Origin of the sequence: Thioclava sp. GXIMD4215 (genome assembly GCF_045291555.1) — a bacterium.
GTDB classification, from domain to species: Bacteria; Pseudomonadota; Alphaproteobacteria; order Rhodobacterales; family Rhodobacteraceae; genus Thioclava; species Thioclava litoralis.
This window is the reverse complement of sequence record NZ_CP149515.1, coordinates 341,162-354,943: the sequence shown is the minus strand read 5'-3', so window position 1 is coordinate 354,943 and position 13,782 is coordinate 341,162. Positions and strand designations below refer to the sequence as shown.

The 13,782-nt window shown below is 63.1% G+C and carries 14 protein-coding genes; 11 read left to right on the top strand and 3 right to left on the bottom strand.

Annotated elements, in window-relative coordinates:
* Window positions 1–27: 27 nt before the first annotated feature.
* Entirely contained in the window at window positions 28–1,263 is a 1,236-nt protein-coding gene (locus WDB86_RS01700; protein WP_406736416.1) for a sigma-54-dependent transcriptional regulator, read from the bottom strand.
* On the bottom strand, window positions 1,247–3,055 hold the full coding sequence (locus WDB86_RS01695; RefSeq protein WP_406736415.1) for a sensor histidine kinase: 1,809 nt from the start codon (window positions 3,053–3,055) through the stop codon (window positions 1,247–1,249). The genes WDB86_RS01700 and WDB86_RS01695 overlap by 17 nt, the downstream gene beginning before the upstream one ends.
* A gap of 26 nt (window positions 3,056–3,081) precedes the next feature.
* Here WDB86_RS01695 and WDB86_RS01690 point away from each other — a divergent pair, with 26 nt between their 5' ends.
* Window positions 3,082–4,368, top strand: a complete 1,287-nt coding sequence (locus WDB86_RS01690; RefSeq protein WP_406736414.1) for a cytochrome P450 — start codon at window positions 3,082–3,084, stop codon at window positions 4,366–4,368.
* A 95-nt stretch (window positions 4,369–4,463) separates the two neighbouring features.
* On the opposite strand, the gene WDB86_RS01685 is transcribed toward WDB86_RS01690, so the two are convergent.
* Window positions 4,464–4,925 (bottom strand): Lrp/AsnC family transcriptional regulator, encoded by a 462-nt coding sequence (locus tag WDB86_RS01685; protein ID WP_339107534.1) that lies wholly within the window; start codon window positions 4,923–4,925, stop codon window positions 4,464–4,466.
* A 165-nt stretch (window positions 4,926–5,090) separates the two neighbouring features.
* Here WDB86_RS01685 and cobA point away from each other — a divergent pair, with 165 nt between their 5' ends.
* The 10 genes from cobA to WDB86_RS01635 all read left to right on the top strand — a co-directional run bounded on the left by cobA (window position 5,091) and on the right by WDB86_RS01635 (window position 13,386).
* Window positions 5,091–5,876 carry a uroporphyrinogen-III C-methyltransferase gene (gene cobA / locus WDB86_RS01680; RefSeq protein ID WP_406736413.1) on the top strand — a complete coding sequence of 262 codons (786 nt, stop codon included), beginning with the start codon at window positions 5,091–5,093 and terminating at the stop codon, window positions 5,874–5,876.
* The gene (locus WDB86_RS01675) at window positions 5,876–6,184 is read left to right on the top strand and encodes a DUF2849 domain-containing protein (protein ID WP_339107536.1); all 309 of its coding nucleotides are present in this window, start codon (window positions 5,876–5,878) and stop codon (window positions 6,182–6,184) included. Before cobA ends, WDB86_RS01675 begins: the two co-directional genes overlap by 1 nt.
* 12 nt (window positions 6,185–6,196) lie before the next feature.
* Window positions 6,197–7,864 carry a nitrite/sulfite reductase gene (locus WDB86_RS01670; RefSeq protein WP_406736412.1) on the top strand — a complete coding sequence of 556 codons (1,668 nt, stop codon included), beginning with the start codon at window positions 6,197–6,199 and terminating at the stop codon, window positions 7,862–7,864.
* Window positions 7,833–8,633: a phosphoadenylyl-sulfate reductase gene (locus WDB86_RS01665; protein ID WP_339107538.1), complete on the top strand. Its 801-nt coding sequence runs from the start codon at window positions 7,833–7,835 to the stop codon at window positions 8,631–8,633. The genes WDB86_RS01670 and WDB86_RS01665 overlap by 32 nt, the downstream gene beginning before the upstream one ends.
* Complete coding sequence (locus WDB86_RS01660; RefSeq protein WP_406736411.1) at window positions 8,630–9,001, top strand: DUF934 domain-containing protein; 372 nt, start codon at window positions 8,630–8,632, stop codon at window positions 8,999–9,001. The genes WDB86_RS01665 and WDB86_RS01660 overlap by 4 nt, the downstream gene beginning before the upstream one ends.
* Window positions 9,002–9,152: 151 nt before the next feature.
* Window positions 9,153–9,983: a ferredoxin--NADP reductase gene (locus tag WDB86_RS01655; RefSeq protein WP_406736410.1), complete on the top strand. Its 831-nt coding sequence runs from the start codon at window positions 9,153–9,155 to the stop codon at window positions 9,981–9,983.
* 253 nt (window positions 9,984–10,236) lie between these two features.
* On the top strand, window positions 10,237–10,896 hold the full coding sequence (locus WDB86_RS01650) for an SDR family oxidoreductase (RefSeq protein WP_339107541.1): 660 nt from the start codon (window positions 10,237–10,239) through the stop codon (window positions 10,894–10,896).
* 194 nt (window positions 10,897–11,090) lie between these two features.
* On the top strand, window positions 11,091–11,630 hold the full coding sequence (gene infC / locus WDB86_RS01645; RefSeq protein ID WP_406721666.1) for a translation initiation factor IF-3: 540 nt from the start codon (window positions 11,091–11,093) through the stop codon (window positions 11,628–11,630).
* 212 nt (window positions 11,631–11,842) lie between these two features.
* The gene (locus tag WDB86_RS01640; protein WP_339107543.1) at window positions 11,843–12,445 is read left to right on the top strand and encodes a L,D-transpeptidase; all 603 of its coding nucleotides are present in this window, start codon (window positions 11,843–11,845) and stop codon (window positions 12,443–12,445) included.
* A 146-nt stretch (window positions 12,446–12,591) separates the two neighbouring features.
* The gene (locus tag WDB86_RS01635) at window positions 12,592–13,386 is read left to right on the top strand and encodes a methyltransferase domain-containing protein (RefSeq protein WP_406736409.1); all 795 of its coding nucleotides are present in this window, start codon (window positions 12,592–12,594) and stop codon (window positions 13,384–13,386) included.
* Window positions 13,387–13,782 lie beyond the last annotated feature (396 nt).

The window sequence follows — 13,782 nt, the reverse complement described above, 5'->3', positions numbered from 1 at the left end:
CGAAATTCCGCACATCCGCGTGATCTGTCACAGCCGGTAATCCTCGGGCTTTAGGCCGTGGCGCGCGAGCTTGTCATAGAAGGTCTTGCGCGGCAGTTTCAGGGCCTTGGCCGCATCCGAGGCCCGCCCCTGATGGCGCTCCAGCGCATTGACCAGAATGCCGCGCTCCAGTTGGGCCATCTGCTCGGTCAGGCCCGGCTCGGCCTCGGCCTGCTCGGTGCCGCTCAGCCCCATGGCAAAGCGCATCGCCTCCGACATCAGCGCGCGGGCATTGCCCGGCCAATCGCGCGCGGCAAGCCCTTGCAGATAGAGCTGCGGGATATCGGGCATGGCCAGCGACGAATTCTCGCAGGCCAGTCGCACATAATGGCGAAACAGCACCGGAATATCCTCGGGCCGCTCGGCCAGCGCGGGCACCCGCACCCGCAGCACATCCAGCTTCCAGTAGAGATCGGGGTGGAAACGCCCCGCATCGCGTTCGGCCTCGAGGTCGCGATAGGTGCCCGCAATCAGCCGCGTGGCGGGCTGGGTTTCCAGAAGCTGTAGCAATGTGAACTGCACCGGCTGCGGCAGATCCGCGATCTCGTCGAGATAGAGCGTGCCGCCATCGGCTGTGGCAAAGGCCTGTTCCAGCGTCTCGGGGGCAAGCCCCGCCGCCGAACGTTTCTCGAAGGGGCGCTGTGCCGCAGCCGAGAGCAGGTGGATCACCTCGGCAGCCTTGGAATTTCCCGCCCCCGGCGCGCCCGTCACCAGCACCTCCGCGCCCGAACGCGCAGCCAGACGGCAGGCGTCGCGCAGGCGTTCGGCCACCTCGGAATGGCCCACCAGCATCCTTGCGGCCGCATCGCCCTTACGGGCCTCGCGGTGCAAGGCGCGGTTTTCCATGACAAAGGCACGGGTTTTCATCGCCTTCTCGACCACCGCCAGCAGGTCGCGCGGCGCACAGGGCTTTTCCAGAAAGTCGAACGCCCCCCCCGTCATACCGCGCACAGCCGAGGGCACATCGCCCTCGCCCGTCAGCAAGATCACCGGCAATTCGGGGTCGAGCCCGCGCACATATTCCAGCAGGAAGAACCCGTCGCGCCCCGGCATGCGGATATCGCTGACCACGATCCCCGCGAACTCTGGCGTCAGATGGTCTTTCGCCTCGATAAAACTGCCCGCCGCGACCGGCTCCAGATCGGCCAGTTCGATGGTCTGAGACAGAGCCTCGCGTACGGCACGGTCATCATCGACCAGAAGCACCTTATTGACCGTTCCCATTTCCGTCCTCCCTATCGGTCTGCGTATCGGGCTCTGTATCGGGCTGGCGCAGGGTCAGCGCAAACATCGCGCCCCGCGCCGGATCCGGCAGATTGGTCCCTGTAAGCGTGCCCCCGAAACTCTGCACGATGCGGTAAGAGATCGACAGCCCCAACCCCATTCCTTCATTCGTCCCCACCTCTTTGGTGGAATAGAACGGGTCGAACATCCGCTCGGGATCGGCAATGCCCGGCCCGTTATCCTGCACTTCCAGCCGGACCAGACCGCCTTGCGCGCAAAGTCTCATGCGAATCTGCGGCCGGTCCTGCCCCGCACAGGCATCGACGGCATTCGACAGCAGATTGACCACCACCTGTGCCAGCCGCGTCTCGCCCCCCATCACCCAGACCGGCTGTTCAAGCCCCGCCCAGTCCAGCGGCACCCCCGCCAGCCGCGACGCCGCAATCTCGAGCGCCGTCTCGATCACACGCGCCATATCGACGGGCGAGGCAGGCTCGGTCTCGGGGCGGGCAAAGGCCCGCAGATTGCGGATGATGCGCCCCATCCGGTCCGACATCTCGCCGATGCGGCGCAGGTTGTCGCGCGCCCGATCCTGTTGCCCGCGCGCCAGAAAAATGCCGGCATTCTCGGCAAAAGAGCCAATCGCCATCAAAGGCTGGTTCAGCTCGTGACTGATCCCTGCCGACATCTGGCCCAAGGCCGACAGTTTTCCGGCCTGAACAAGTTCGGCCTGTGTGCGCAGCAGCGCAGCATTGGCCTCGCGCAGCTCTGTCGTGCGCAGGGCCACACGGCTTTCCAGCGCGGCATTCAGCGCGGCCTCGCTGGCCAGACGGTCGGCCAGCGCCTGCCTGCGCGCCCAAAGCGTGACAAACAGCGCGCCGATCGCCAGCATGGCCAGCGCCACGACAAACATCTGCACCCGCGCCTCATGCAGGATCGGGTCCACCGGCACCTCGGCATGCCCCGTCAGCCCGATCACCGGCAGATCCAGCACCACTGGCAAGGCGCATTGCGGGGTGCAAAGAATGGTCTGCCCCGCAATCACCCGCTCGCGGACAGGCACCGTCACGAAAGGCACATCGGCAGGATAGATCCGCGGATCGGCGGGCCCCGCATCTGCCGCCCGCCGGAAAATCAGCCCCGCACGGTTGGCCGTGAACACCACCCCCTGATCATCGCTGAACCAGACCGGCAGCGGATCGCCCCGCCCCGTCGCCTCGACCGTTTCGGCATCAAGCGTCAGCCGGACGATGCCCACCACCTGCCGCCCCCGCGCGGGGCGGGTGGCAAAAACCGGTGCGGCAAAGGCGAAGATGCGATGTGTGCCGCGCCCCTCCACGCCGTGGAACCGCCCCAAAGCCCCCTGCGCCGCCCGCGCGACATCTTCCGTCATCGGCAGACGGTCAGGGGTGCCTTCGGGCGCGGCCAGCACCCGCCCGTCGGGACGCAAAAGCACCAGATGCTCGGCCCCCGCCAGATCGGCAAACCGTTGTAGGGTCTGCGCCACTTCCTGCGCCGACCAGACCCCGTCCCCCGCCGCCAAGGCCCGCACATAGGGATGATCCGCCGCCAGCACCGCATCCTCGCGATATTGCGACAGCGCGGCCACCAGCCGGTCGGAGGCCAGCCGCAGATCGGCCTGCCCACGGGCGCGGGCCTGCGCCATGCCCCGATCCGCCGCGTGATACCAGACCGAGACGGATGCCCAGATCAGGGCCGTCACCGCCAGCAACAGCCCTGCCCCCCGACGCAGGTGTTTCTTCGACAAAAAAGGCGCGACTGTGTTTTGCATGAATCTGTCATCCGGCGCAGAAGGGCATGTGTCAACCGTTTGCATGGCTTGCCATTTCCCCGAAGCCCGCGCTTAATGGCCCGATGACAGCGCCCCGCTCCCTGCCCAGCTCCCTGCCCCGCCTCCAGCAATCGCCGCGCGATCCCGCCTTCGTGCAGGCGCCCTACCTGTTTTACGACCGTGTCAGGCAGGCCGGACGGGTGGTCTTCTGGGAGGATTGGGGCCTGCCGGTCACCGCGCATTCCACCGTGGTCGGTGGCTGTCTGCGCGACCGCCGTCTGGGCCGCGCGGCCCCTGCCGGTTTCGGCACCACGCCCGCCGCCCATCTTGCGCCCTTCTATGATCTCGAAGCGCATAGCATGCTGGAACTTGACGGCCCGCCCCATGCCAAATTGCGCGCGCAGGTGCTACGGGCCTTCACCTCACGGCGGATCGCGGCCCTGGCCCCCGAAATCGAGGCGCTGTGCCATCAGCTGATCGACGCGCTGCCCGAAGGCGGGTGCGACCTGCTGCCCCATTATGCCCAGCATGTGCCCGCCATCATCATCGCCCGCCTTCTGGGGCTGGACGACGCCACCGCCCCCGACCTGCTGCGCTGGTCGCATGCGATGGTGGGGATGTATCAGGCGCGACGTAGCCCCGAGGTCGAAACCGCCGCCGTCGCGGCCAGTCTGGAATTTGGCGCCTTCCTGCGCGGGCAGATGGCCAAGCGCCGCCTCAGCCCCGCCGATGACCTGCTTTCGGCGCTACTGGCAACGGAAACCGATGAGGATCGCGGGCTGAGCGAGGCCGAAATCCTGTCGACCGCGATCCTGCTGCTGAATGCCGGACACGAGGCGACGGTGCACTCACTGGGCAATGCGCTGGCACAGCTTTTGCGCCAGCCCCAGCTTTGGGCCGCCGCACAGGAGGCCGCAGACAACGCGCCCGCCCTTGCCGCGCTTGTGGAAGAGGCCCTGCGGTTCGACCCGCCGCTGCATCTGTTCCTGCGCTGGGTGAAAGAGGATATGGAAATCGGCACGCAGGTCTTTGCCCGCGGGGAGCGGATCGGGCTTTTGCTGGCAGGGGCCAATCGCGATCCCGCCATCTGGTATGACCCCGACCGCTTCGACCCACAGCGTCCGGGCAAGCCGCATCATGCCTTCGGTGCAGGCGCCCATTTCTGTCTGGGAGCCCCCTTGGCACGGATGGAGATGCAGATTGCGCTGAAAGTGCTGATCCAACGTCTGCCCCGCCTGACGCTGACCGAGCCGCCCGCCTATGCCGACCTCTATCCCTTCCACGGGCTGAATACGCTGAAGGTGCATTACTAGCGCCAGAACCGGCAAATGCGAGATCGCTTTGCCGCAGGAAAAACCCGGCGCAGGAAACCTCCCCGCGAGCCGGCACATATGTAACGGCCCCCTGATTACAAAGGCAGCATGGTGGTATTCTTGATCTCTTCCATCGACAGGAGGGCGGTGACATTATGCACCTTCACCTCGGAGATCAGCGCCTGATAGAAGGCGTCATAGGCACGGGCGTTCTGCACGCGCACCTTCAGGATATAGTCGATATCGCCCGCCAGCCGGTGGGCCTCCATCACCTCGGGGCGCGCCCGCAGGGCGGCCAGAAACTTCTGCTGCCAGTCGGCCTCGTGTTCCGAGGTGCGGATCAATACGAAGAAACAGGCATCGAAACCAAGGGCTTCGGGGTCCAGAATGGCAGTCTGCTGGCCGATAATCCCCGCCTCGCGCATCTTGCGGATACGATTCCACACGGGCGTCTTCGACGAGCCGACCTTGCGCGCGATATCATCCAGCGATTGGCTCGCATCCAGCTGGAGCTGAGAAAGAATTTTCCGATCCATGTCGTCAATACGGACTGACATTCGCCCAACCTCCGGTGAACGGAACATATGTTCCAAGTTTATTTGGCTTACGAACATACATCCTTATTCGCAAGACCCCATAGCGCCACAGGGGAATAATTTCCTATATTACAGCCTGAAAGCCAGAGGTCTATGCAAATGTCTCACAGCCCGTCAAACGCCCAGATGCCCCCCCTTGTCACCTTTGCCGGTGCGGGTCCGGGGTCTGCCGAGCATGTGACGCTGGCGGTGGCGCGGGCACTGGCCGAGGCGGATGTTGTCTTGCATGATGCGCTGGTCGGGCCGGGGGTGCTGGCGCTGATCGGCCCGCAGGCCACGCGGATCGAGACCGGCAAACGCGGCTTCGGCCCCAGTATGGATCAGACCGATATCACCAGCCTGCTGCTGGGGTTTGCCCTTCAGGGACGCAGGGTCCTGCGGCTGAAATCCGGCGATCCGTCGATTTTTGGCCGTATGAACGAGGAAATCACCGCGCTCGAACTGGCCGGCATCGGCTTCAGGGTTCTGCCCGGCATCACCTCGGCCTCTGCCGCGACGGCGGCGATCGGCCAGAGCCTGACAGAGCGGGGCCGCAATTCCGAGCTGAACTTCCTGACCGGCCATGACACCAAAGGCTATACGGATTCCGATTGGGCGCGTCTGGCCCTTCCCGGCGCGGTCGCAGCCATCTATATGGGCAAGAAAGCCGCCCGATTCATTCAGGGCCGCCTGATGATGCACGGGGCCTCGGCCCGAACGCCCGTGACACTGGTCGAGAATGTCGCCCAGACCGAACAGAAAATCTGGGCCGCGACCCTTGCAACCCTGCCCGAGGTGGCCGGGTGTTGTGTGGGGCCCGCCATTATCCTTCTGGGCCTTGCGCCCCGCCTTTCGACAAAGACCCACACCCTTACCGATCTTCACCAGCCAGATCATCACGCCCGAGAGCAAGCCCGTGAGGAGGCATTCTGATGGCACGTAAATTCACGCCGAAAGTCCTGACCGCCAATGATCTGATGGAAGGCGATGTGATCTATCTCGCCGCCGACGGGTCTTGGGTGCGCGACCATGCGCAGGCCGAATTCATCGAGGACGAGACCATCGCCGAAATGCGGATGCTGGTGGCCCAAGGCCAGCCGGAGATCGCCGTCGGCCCCTATCTGGCCGATGCGAAGATGGGGGAGAACGGCCCCGAGCCCACCCATTTCCGCGAAGCCTTCCGGACCCGCGGTCCGTCGAACTACTTCCACGGCAAGCAAGCCGAAACAGCCAGCCAGTAACAGGAGCGCGCGATGTATACCTATTCCGATTTCGACGAAGCTTTCGTGCGCGAGCGTTGCAAGCAGTTCCGTGCTCAGGTGGCCCGCCGCATCGACGGCTCGCTGACCGAGGATGAATTCAAGCCGCTGCGCCTGATGAATGGCGTCTACCTGCAGCTGCATGCCTATATGCTGCGGATTGCAATCCCCTATGGCACGCTGCGTTCGGACCAGATGCGCCAGCTGGGCATGATTGCCGATCGCTTCGACAAGGGCTATGGCCATTTCACCACCCGCCAGAACATCCAGTTCAACTGGCCCAAGCTGAAGGATATCCCCGATATTCTTGATGCGCTGGCCGATGTGCAGATGCATGCGATCCAGACCTCGGGCAATACGATCCGCAACACCACCGTGGACCATTTCGCCGGTGCCGCCACCGACGAGATCGCCGACCCGCGCCCCACAGCCGAGCTGATCCGCCAGTGGTCCACCGACCACCCCGAGTTCCAGTTCATGCCGCGCAAGTTCAAGATCGCCGTCGGCGCCTCGACCCATGACCGCGCGGCGCTGAAGGTGCATGACTTGGCGGTGGAGCTGGTCGAACAGGAGGGCGTTCAGGGCTACCGTATTCTTGTGGGCGGCGGTTTGGGCCGTACGCCGATGATCGGTCAGGTGATCACCGATTTCATCCCCAAGGCCGATCTGCTGCCCTATCTCGAGGCGGTTGTCTCCACTTGGAACATCATCGGTCGCCGCGACAATAAATATAAGGCCCGCATCAAGATCACCGTTTTCGAGAACGGGATCGAGAAGATGCGCGAGCTGGTCAATGAGGAATTCGCCAAGACCCGCGCGAAATTCTCGGGCTATGACCAGGAGGTTCTGGCCGATCTCGAGCGCCAGTTCGCCCCGCCCGCCTTCAAGAACACCGACCCTTCCTCACTGGAGGCGGCTGTGGCGGTTGATCCGGCGCTGGCGCGTTGGGTCAACCGCAATACCAATGCCCATAAGGTCGAGAACCATCTCTCGGTGGTGATCTCGCTCAAAGAGCACGGCAAGACGCCGGGCGATGCGACGGGCGAGCAGATGCGCCTGATGGCCGATCTGGCCGATCAATATGGCTATGGCGAGCTGCGCATCAGCCACGAGCAGAACGTGATCCTGCCGCATGTCGCCAAGGGCGATATTCCGGCGCTGTTTACCGCGCTGGCCAAGGCGGGTCTGGCCACGGCCAATGCGGGGCTGACCTCGGATATCATCGCCTGCCCCGGCATGGATTACTGCGCGCTTGCGACAGCCCGCTCGATCCCCGTGGCCGAGCAGATCGCGCTGCGCGTCAAAGAGCTGGATCTGGAAGACGAGATCGGTCTGATGAAGATCAAGATCTCGGGCTGCATCAATGCCTGCGGTCACCACCATGTGGGCCATATCGGCATCCTCGGGCTCGACCGTGCGGGCGTCGAGAACTACCAGATCACGCTGGGCGGCGATGCGACGGAAAACGCCGCCATCGGCGAGCGCACCGGCCCCGGTTTTGCCTATGACGAGGTGGTGCCCGCGGTCGAGCGTCTGTTGAAGACCTATCTGGAGAAACGCAACTCCACGGACGAGACCTTCCTCGCGGCCTATCGGCGCCTTGGTGCCGAACCTTTCAAGGAGGCGCTGTATGGAGACGCAGCTAAAAAGAATGCCGCGTGACGGCTGGGCCTCGATCGAGGACCGCGTTGCAGGGCTGAACAGCCGCTACAAGCATCATGCCGCCATCACCGTGATGGAGAAGGCGCTGGATGACCATGACACGGGCGATGTGGCGATGGTCTCGTCCTTTGGGGCGGAATCGGTGGTGCTGTTGCATATGGTGTCGCTGATCCGTCCGGCGACGCCTGTGCTGTTCATCGACACGCATATGCTGTTTCAGGAAACGCTCGATTACCAGAAAGAGGTGGCCGAGAAGCTGGGTCTGACCGGTGTGCAGGTGATCACCGCCGACCAGAAGGACCTCGATTTCGAGGACCCCGATGGCACGTTGCACCAGTTCAACACCGATGCCTGCTGCACCTTACGCAAAACTGTGCCGCTGGAACGCGCGCTCAGCAAGTTCGATGCGTGGATCACGGGGCGCAAGCGCTATCAGTCGGGGACCCGTGCGGCGATCGACTTCTTCGAGGTAGAGACCCCCACCCGCATGAAGATCAATCCGCTGGCGCATTGGACGCGCGAGGATCTGCAGGAATATATGATCCAGAACCGCCTGCCGAAACATCCGCTGGTGGCCAAGGGCTACCCCAGCATCGGCTGCGCCCCCTGCACCAGCCCCGTGAAGCCGGGCGAAGACCCCCGCGCTGGCCGCTGGCGCGGGCAATCCAAAACTGAATGCGGGATCCATTTCATCGGCGGCAAGGCCGTACGAGTGGGCCCCGATGGCAAGGTAATTGACGAAACCTCCAAAGGAGAAACCGTCGCATGAGCAAGATTGTACGCGATGACGGCTTTCATGCCGATGATTTCACGGGCGCGCCGGTGGTGCTGCCCTCCGATACCGATCCGGCGCAGCTTGCTGCCCTGACCCAAGGGGCCGAGCTGGTGATCTGCGACTTCCCGTCCTTTGCCGACGGGCGCGGCTTTACCCTTGGTCGCCGGCTGCGCGATCTGGGCTTTGCGGGCCGTCTGCGCGCCCGTGGCCATGTGATTGCCGACCAATACGCCATGGCGCGCCGGTCCGGTTTTGACGAGGTCGAGATCTCGGATGAGCTGGCCACCCGCCAGCCGCAGGATCAATGGGTGTTTCGCGCCGACTGGCAGGAGCATTCTTACCGTCGCCGTCTGATGGGCTAAGATCAGGCTTTGCCATAGGCGCGGCTCTGCGCTATGGCAGGCCCCAGCACGCTAACGCCATCCCTTTCGGGTTCAGCCTTTCGCCATACCCGTTCGATATGTTCTTTCCGGACGCCTTCTTTATGCCCTCCGGACCAAACACGAGACCGCCATGACCGAATCTGCAACCAAAACCCCGCCCGTCAAAACCCTCCCCGATGCGCAGACCGTCACCTCGGTCAAGCATTGGACGGACAGCCTGTTTTCCTTCCGCGTGACGCGCCCGCAATCTTTGCGCTTCCGCTCGGGGGAATTCGTGATGATCGGCCTGATGCAGACCGACGAGAAGACCGGCAAGGAAAAGCCCCTGCTGCGCGCCTATTCCATTGCCTCGCCGAATTGGGACGAAGAGCTGGAATTCTACTCGATCAAGGTTCCGGATGGCCCGCTGACCTCACGTCTGCAGCACATCAAGGAAGGCGACGAGATCATCCTGCGCCCCAAACCCGTGGGCACTCTGGTCCATGATGCGCTGCTTCCGGGCAAGCGCGTGTGGTTCTTGGCCACCGGCACCGGCCTTGCGCCTTTTGCGTCCCTGATGCGCGACCCCGAGACCTACGAGAAATTCGACGAGGTCATCATGATGCACACCTGCCGCACGGTTGAAGAGCTGGAATACGGCAAGCAGCTGGTCGAGGGTCTGCAAAATGACGAGCTGATCGGCGAGATGGTCGAGGGCAAGCTGAAATACTACCCGACCGCGACCCGCGAGGAATTCCACCATATGGGTCGCATCACCGACAACCTGAAGTCGGGCAAGGTCTTTGAGGATCTGGGCCTTGCGCCGATGAACCCCGAAACCGACCGCGCCATGGTCTGCGGGTCTCTGGCGTTCAACAAGGACGTGATGGACGTGCTCGAAAGCTTCGGCCTGCGCGAAGGTGCCAATTCCGAGCCGCGTGAATATGTGGTCGAGAAAGCCTTCGTCGGCGAAGGCGTCTGATCCCGCTGACAGTTTTTCACGGCCCTCCGCGCTGCGGGGGGCCTTTTTCATTTCCCATCGTCGTTCCGCCCCCTACATCCCGACACCATAGGGCGCGATCTTGGAGCCCCCGGCACGGAGGGGGGCTGCGCGTGGAAAGAGCCGGTCCCGGCGGCTATATGGCGCATAGCCCCCTATGGGCCTGCAAAACGCAAGAGCGGGTGACGATCCGCCCCGCGCGCCCTAGATGTGAAAAACCAGAAAGGATTTCCCAATGGCACATATTTTTCTCATCGGTGCGACGGGCGGTATTGGGGCGCGCCTTCTGCCCATGCTGATCGCGGCCGGACACGAGGTCACGGCCCTGCATCGCACCCCCGAACAGGCCGCAAAACTGACCGCCCAGGGGGCCAGCCCCGTTTTGGGCGATATGATGGAGCTTACCGCACAGGATCTGACCCCGATGATCGAGGGCCATGACATCGTCATCTTCTCGGCGGGGGCCGCAGGATCGGGGCTGGATCGCACCTCGCGTATCGATGGCGAGGGCCCGCGCGAGGTGATGGCGGCAATGGGACGTGCGGGGGTGGACCGGTTCTACCTTGTCTCCGCCTTTCCCGAAGCAGGGCGGTGGAAAGAGCCGAACCCGAATTTCGAACATTACATGCGCGTCAAGAAAGAGGCCGATGCCGCCGTGGTGCGCAGCGCGCTGTCTTGGGTCATCCTGCGCCCCGGCACGCTGGTGACGGAAGACGAGGACGGCAGGATCGCGGCAGGACTGGCCCTGCCCTATGGCACCGTCAAACGCGGCAATGTCGCCCGCGCACTGGCCACATTGGTCGATATGCCCGACATCCGCCATGAGCTGATCGAGCTGACCGATGGTGAGTCTCCCCCCCTTGAGGCCCTGCAGGCCCTGCGCCGCAGCGCCTAGGCACAGGGACCGCCCAGAAAAAGCGCATCCGTCACAGGATGCGCCCCGGTCCGCCGCCAATCCCCCGATCCGGCTTCCCGCCTTGGCAGAATCTGGGGTTTCTTGGACCGGCGGGTGCGTTTGCGGTTGAAACCGGTCGCGCGCGGTCCTATTTTATGCGCCAACTGATTTTAGGCTACAGAAGGATTAACGCCATAGCCCGCAGACCCCATAATGCCCCGCCGACCCGCGACACTGGTCCTCGCGTGAACGGACGGATCCGCGCCCCTGAAATTCGTCTGATCGGCGCGGAAGGTGAAAATGTTGGTGTAGTGACCCCGTCGAAGGCGCTTGCTATGGCCGAGGAAGCCGGGCTTGACCTCGTCGAGATCTCCCCCAATGCCAAACCTCCGGTCTGCAAGATCATGGATTTCGGCAAGTTCAAATACGAACAGCAGAAACGCGAAGCCGAAGCCCGCAAGAAGCAGAAGATCATCGAGGTCAAAGAGGTCAAGTTCCGTCCGGGGACCGATGTCCATGACTACGAGGTCAAGCTGCGCTCGGTGAAGAAATTCCTTGAAGGCGGCGACAAGGTGAAAGTCACCCTGCGGTTCCGCGGTCGGGAGATGGCACACCAGAATCTGGGTCTCGAACTTCTGAACCGCGTCAAGGATGACGTGGGCGAGCTGGGCAAGATCGAGAACATGCCCAAGCTGGAAGGCCGCCAGATGGTGATGATGATCGGGCCGAAATAAGGTCCGACACGATCAAGGCTGTGCATTGGCCATAGCCAGCAGGGTTGCCCTCCTCGTGTTTCGGGGAGGGTTTTTCGTGGAAGGTAGATGTAGGAGTTGCATTTACATCACCTCTGCGAAGATCGCATCTGCGTGAGCAGGCGTGAGTTGAGCGAGCGGGGTCTTTCATGCGACTTTGCTCATATTCAGAATTCTGAACGGGAGTTCACACCATGTCTCAAGACCGTTCCGGTCACCTTTCGCGGCGCAGCGCCCTGCTTTTGGGTGGTGCGGCGCTTTGCGCCCCCGCGATTGCACGTGCCGCGACGCAAGACATTCCTATGGCGCAGCAACCGGCCATCGTGGCCGCGCCGTCGCGCCACAATATCTCGGCGTTCCGCGAGATCCATTGGCAGGACCATTTCGACCGGCTCGATCGCGTGACGCTGATCGCCGACACCCATTCGAAAGCCCTGCACTACTGGGCCGTCGACGGTGCCGATTACCGCCTCTATCCGACCTCCGTGCCGATGACCGATGCGCTGACCAAGCGCGGCTATACCGAGATCGTGCGCAAGAAAGTCGGCCCCGATTGGACGCCGACCAAATCGATGCTCGAAAAGGATCCCTCGCTGCATTACATGCCGCCCGGTCCCGACAACCCCTTGGGCACCCGCGCGATGTATCTCAGCTGGCCCGCCTATATCATCCACGGCACCCATGACACCCGCAAGATCGGGCGTCGCAGCTCGTCGGGCTGTATCGGGCTTTATAACGAACAGGTCGAGCAACTCTTCGAGCTGTGCCCCGTGGGATCGCAGGTCAAGATCCTCTGATCCCACCATAGCCTGCCGGTTCTACCAGCGCCCCCCAGACGGGGGCGCTTTTTTATTGGCGCAGGGGGGGGCATTAACCAAGAGTTAGGGCCGGATATGCGAACACAAGGAACTTCAAGAGGATAGATTTAGCTGAAAGGTTCATTATGGCCCTTCCCGACACGCTTTGCGCCCGTTTGATCGAGACAGTGAAGACCCATCGCCTTTCCGGCAATTTCGTGATGCTCGGTCGCCAGCGATGGATCGGCTCGCGCAAGGGGGCTTCGGCCCAGCTATTGACCGACACGATTGCCAGATATCTTCCCGGCCTGAGCGAGGCCGATCTGAAAGACCCGCAATCGATCTATTCCGAGCATTTCATCCGCAAGCTCGGCTTCGATACCGTTGACTCGATGGATATGTCGGATTTCGAAGGGGCCTCGCTGGTGCAGGATCTCAGCAAGCCCCTGCCCGAGGCGCTGCACCACCATTTCGACGTGGTCTATGATGGCGGCACCTGCGAGCATATCTTCGATCTGCCGACCGCGTTCCGCAATCTCAATGCCATGCTGCGCCCGGGCGGCACGCTGATCGGGCATTCTCCCTGCAATGGCTGGATCAACCACGGCTTCTACCAGATCACGCCGGAAATGGTGTTCGGCTTCTGGCAGAGGACATTGGGCTATGAGGTGCTTGATCTGAAATTGCAGCCGATGCTGCCCAATTTCGCCAATGCCTTTGCCACCACCACCAACCCCAATGACACCGGCAAGCGCCCGCGCCTGAGCCGCCAGCTTCCGCTGAATTCGCCGGTCATGCTGCTCTATGTGGTGCGCAAGCCGCTGGAAGGGTCGCAGGGCGATGGCAGCGTCTACCAGACCGACTACATGCGCAAATGGGATGACGCGCAGCCTGCCCCCGATGCAGATACGGGCACAGGCGCAGGCATGGGCACCGAATAAGCGGCGCTCCCGCCCCGACAGGTATGTTGTAAAGCGGGCCTGCTGCAAGACCGGCGCGCGGCCAGACGGGGCACGCCGCCGAGCGATGCGCGACCGGCCTTTGACTGCCGCCCGAGCAAGAGCCGCCCTTGTGCCGCAAACCTTGTGCCGCAAAGCCGGAGCACCGCCGCCGACCATCGTCCCTCGGACCACAGACACGCCGCACAACCACCACTGCGTCCGAAATTTGAAGCGCCACGAAAATTTAAAGCGCCGCAGGAGGGAGACCCGCGGCGCTTTCTTCGGATCGGGCAAGGGAGAATGCCCGTTGACCCGCAATGGGTGGATCTTGCCGGAAACCGGCTAGAGGGAGATAGATCCACCTGACCTTTGTCTAGTCCCACAGGAGACGGAGGA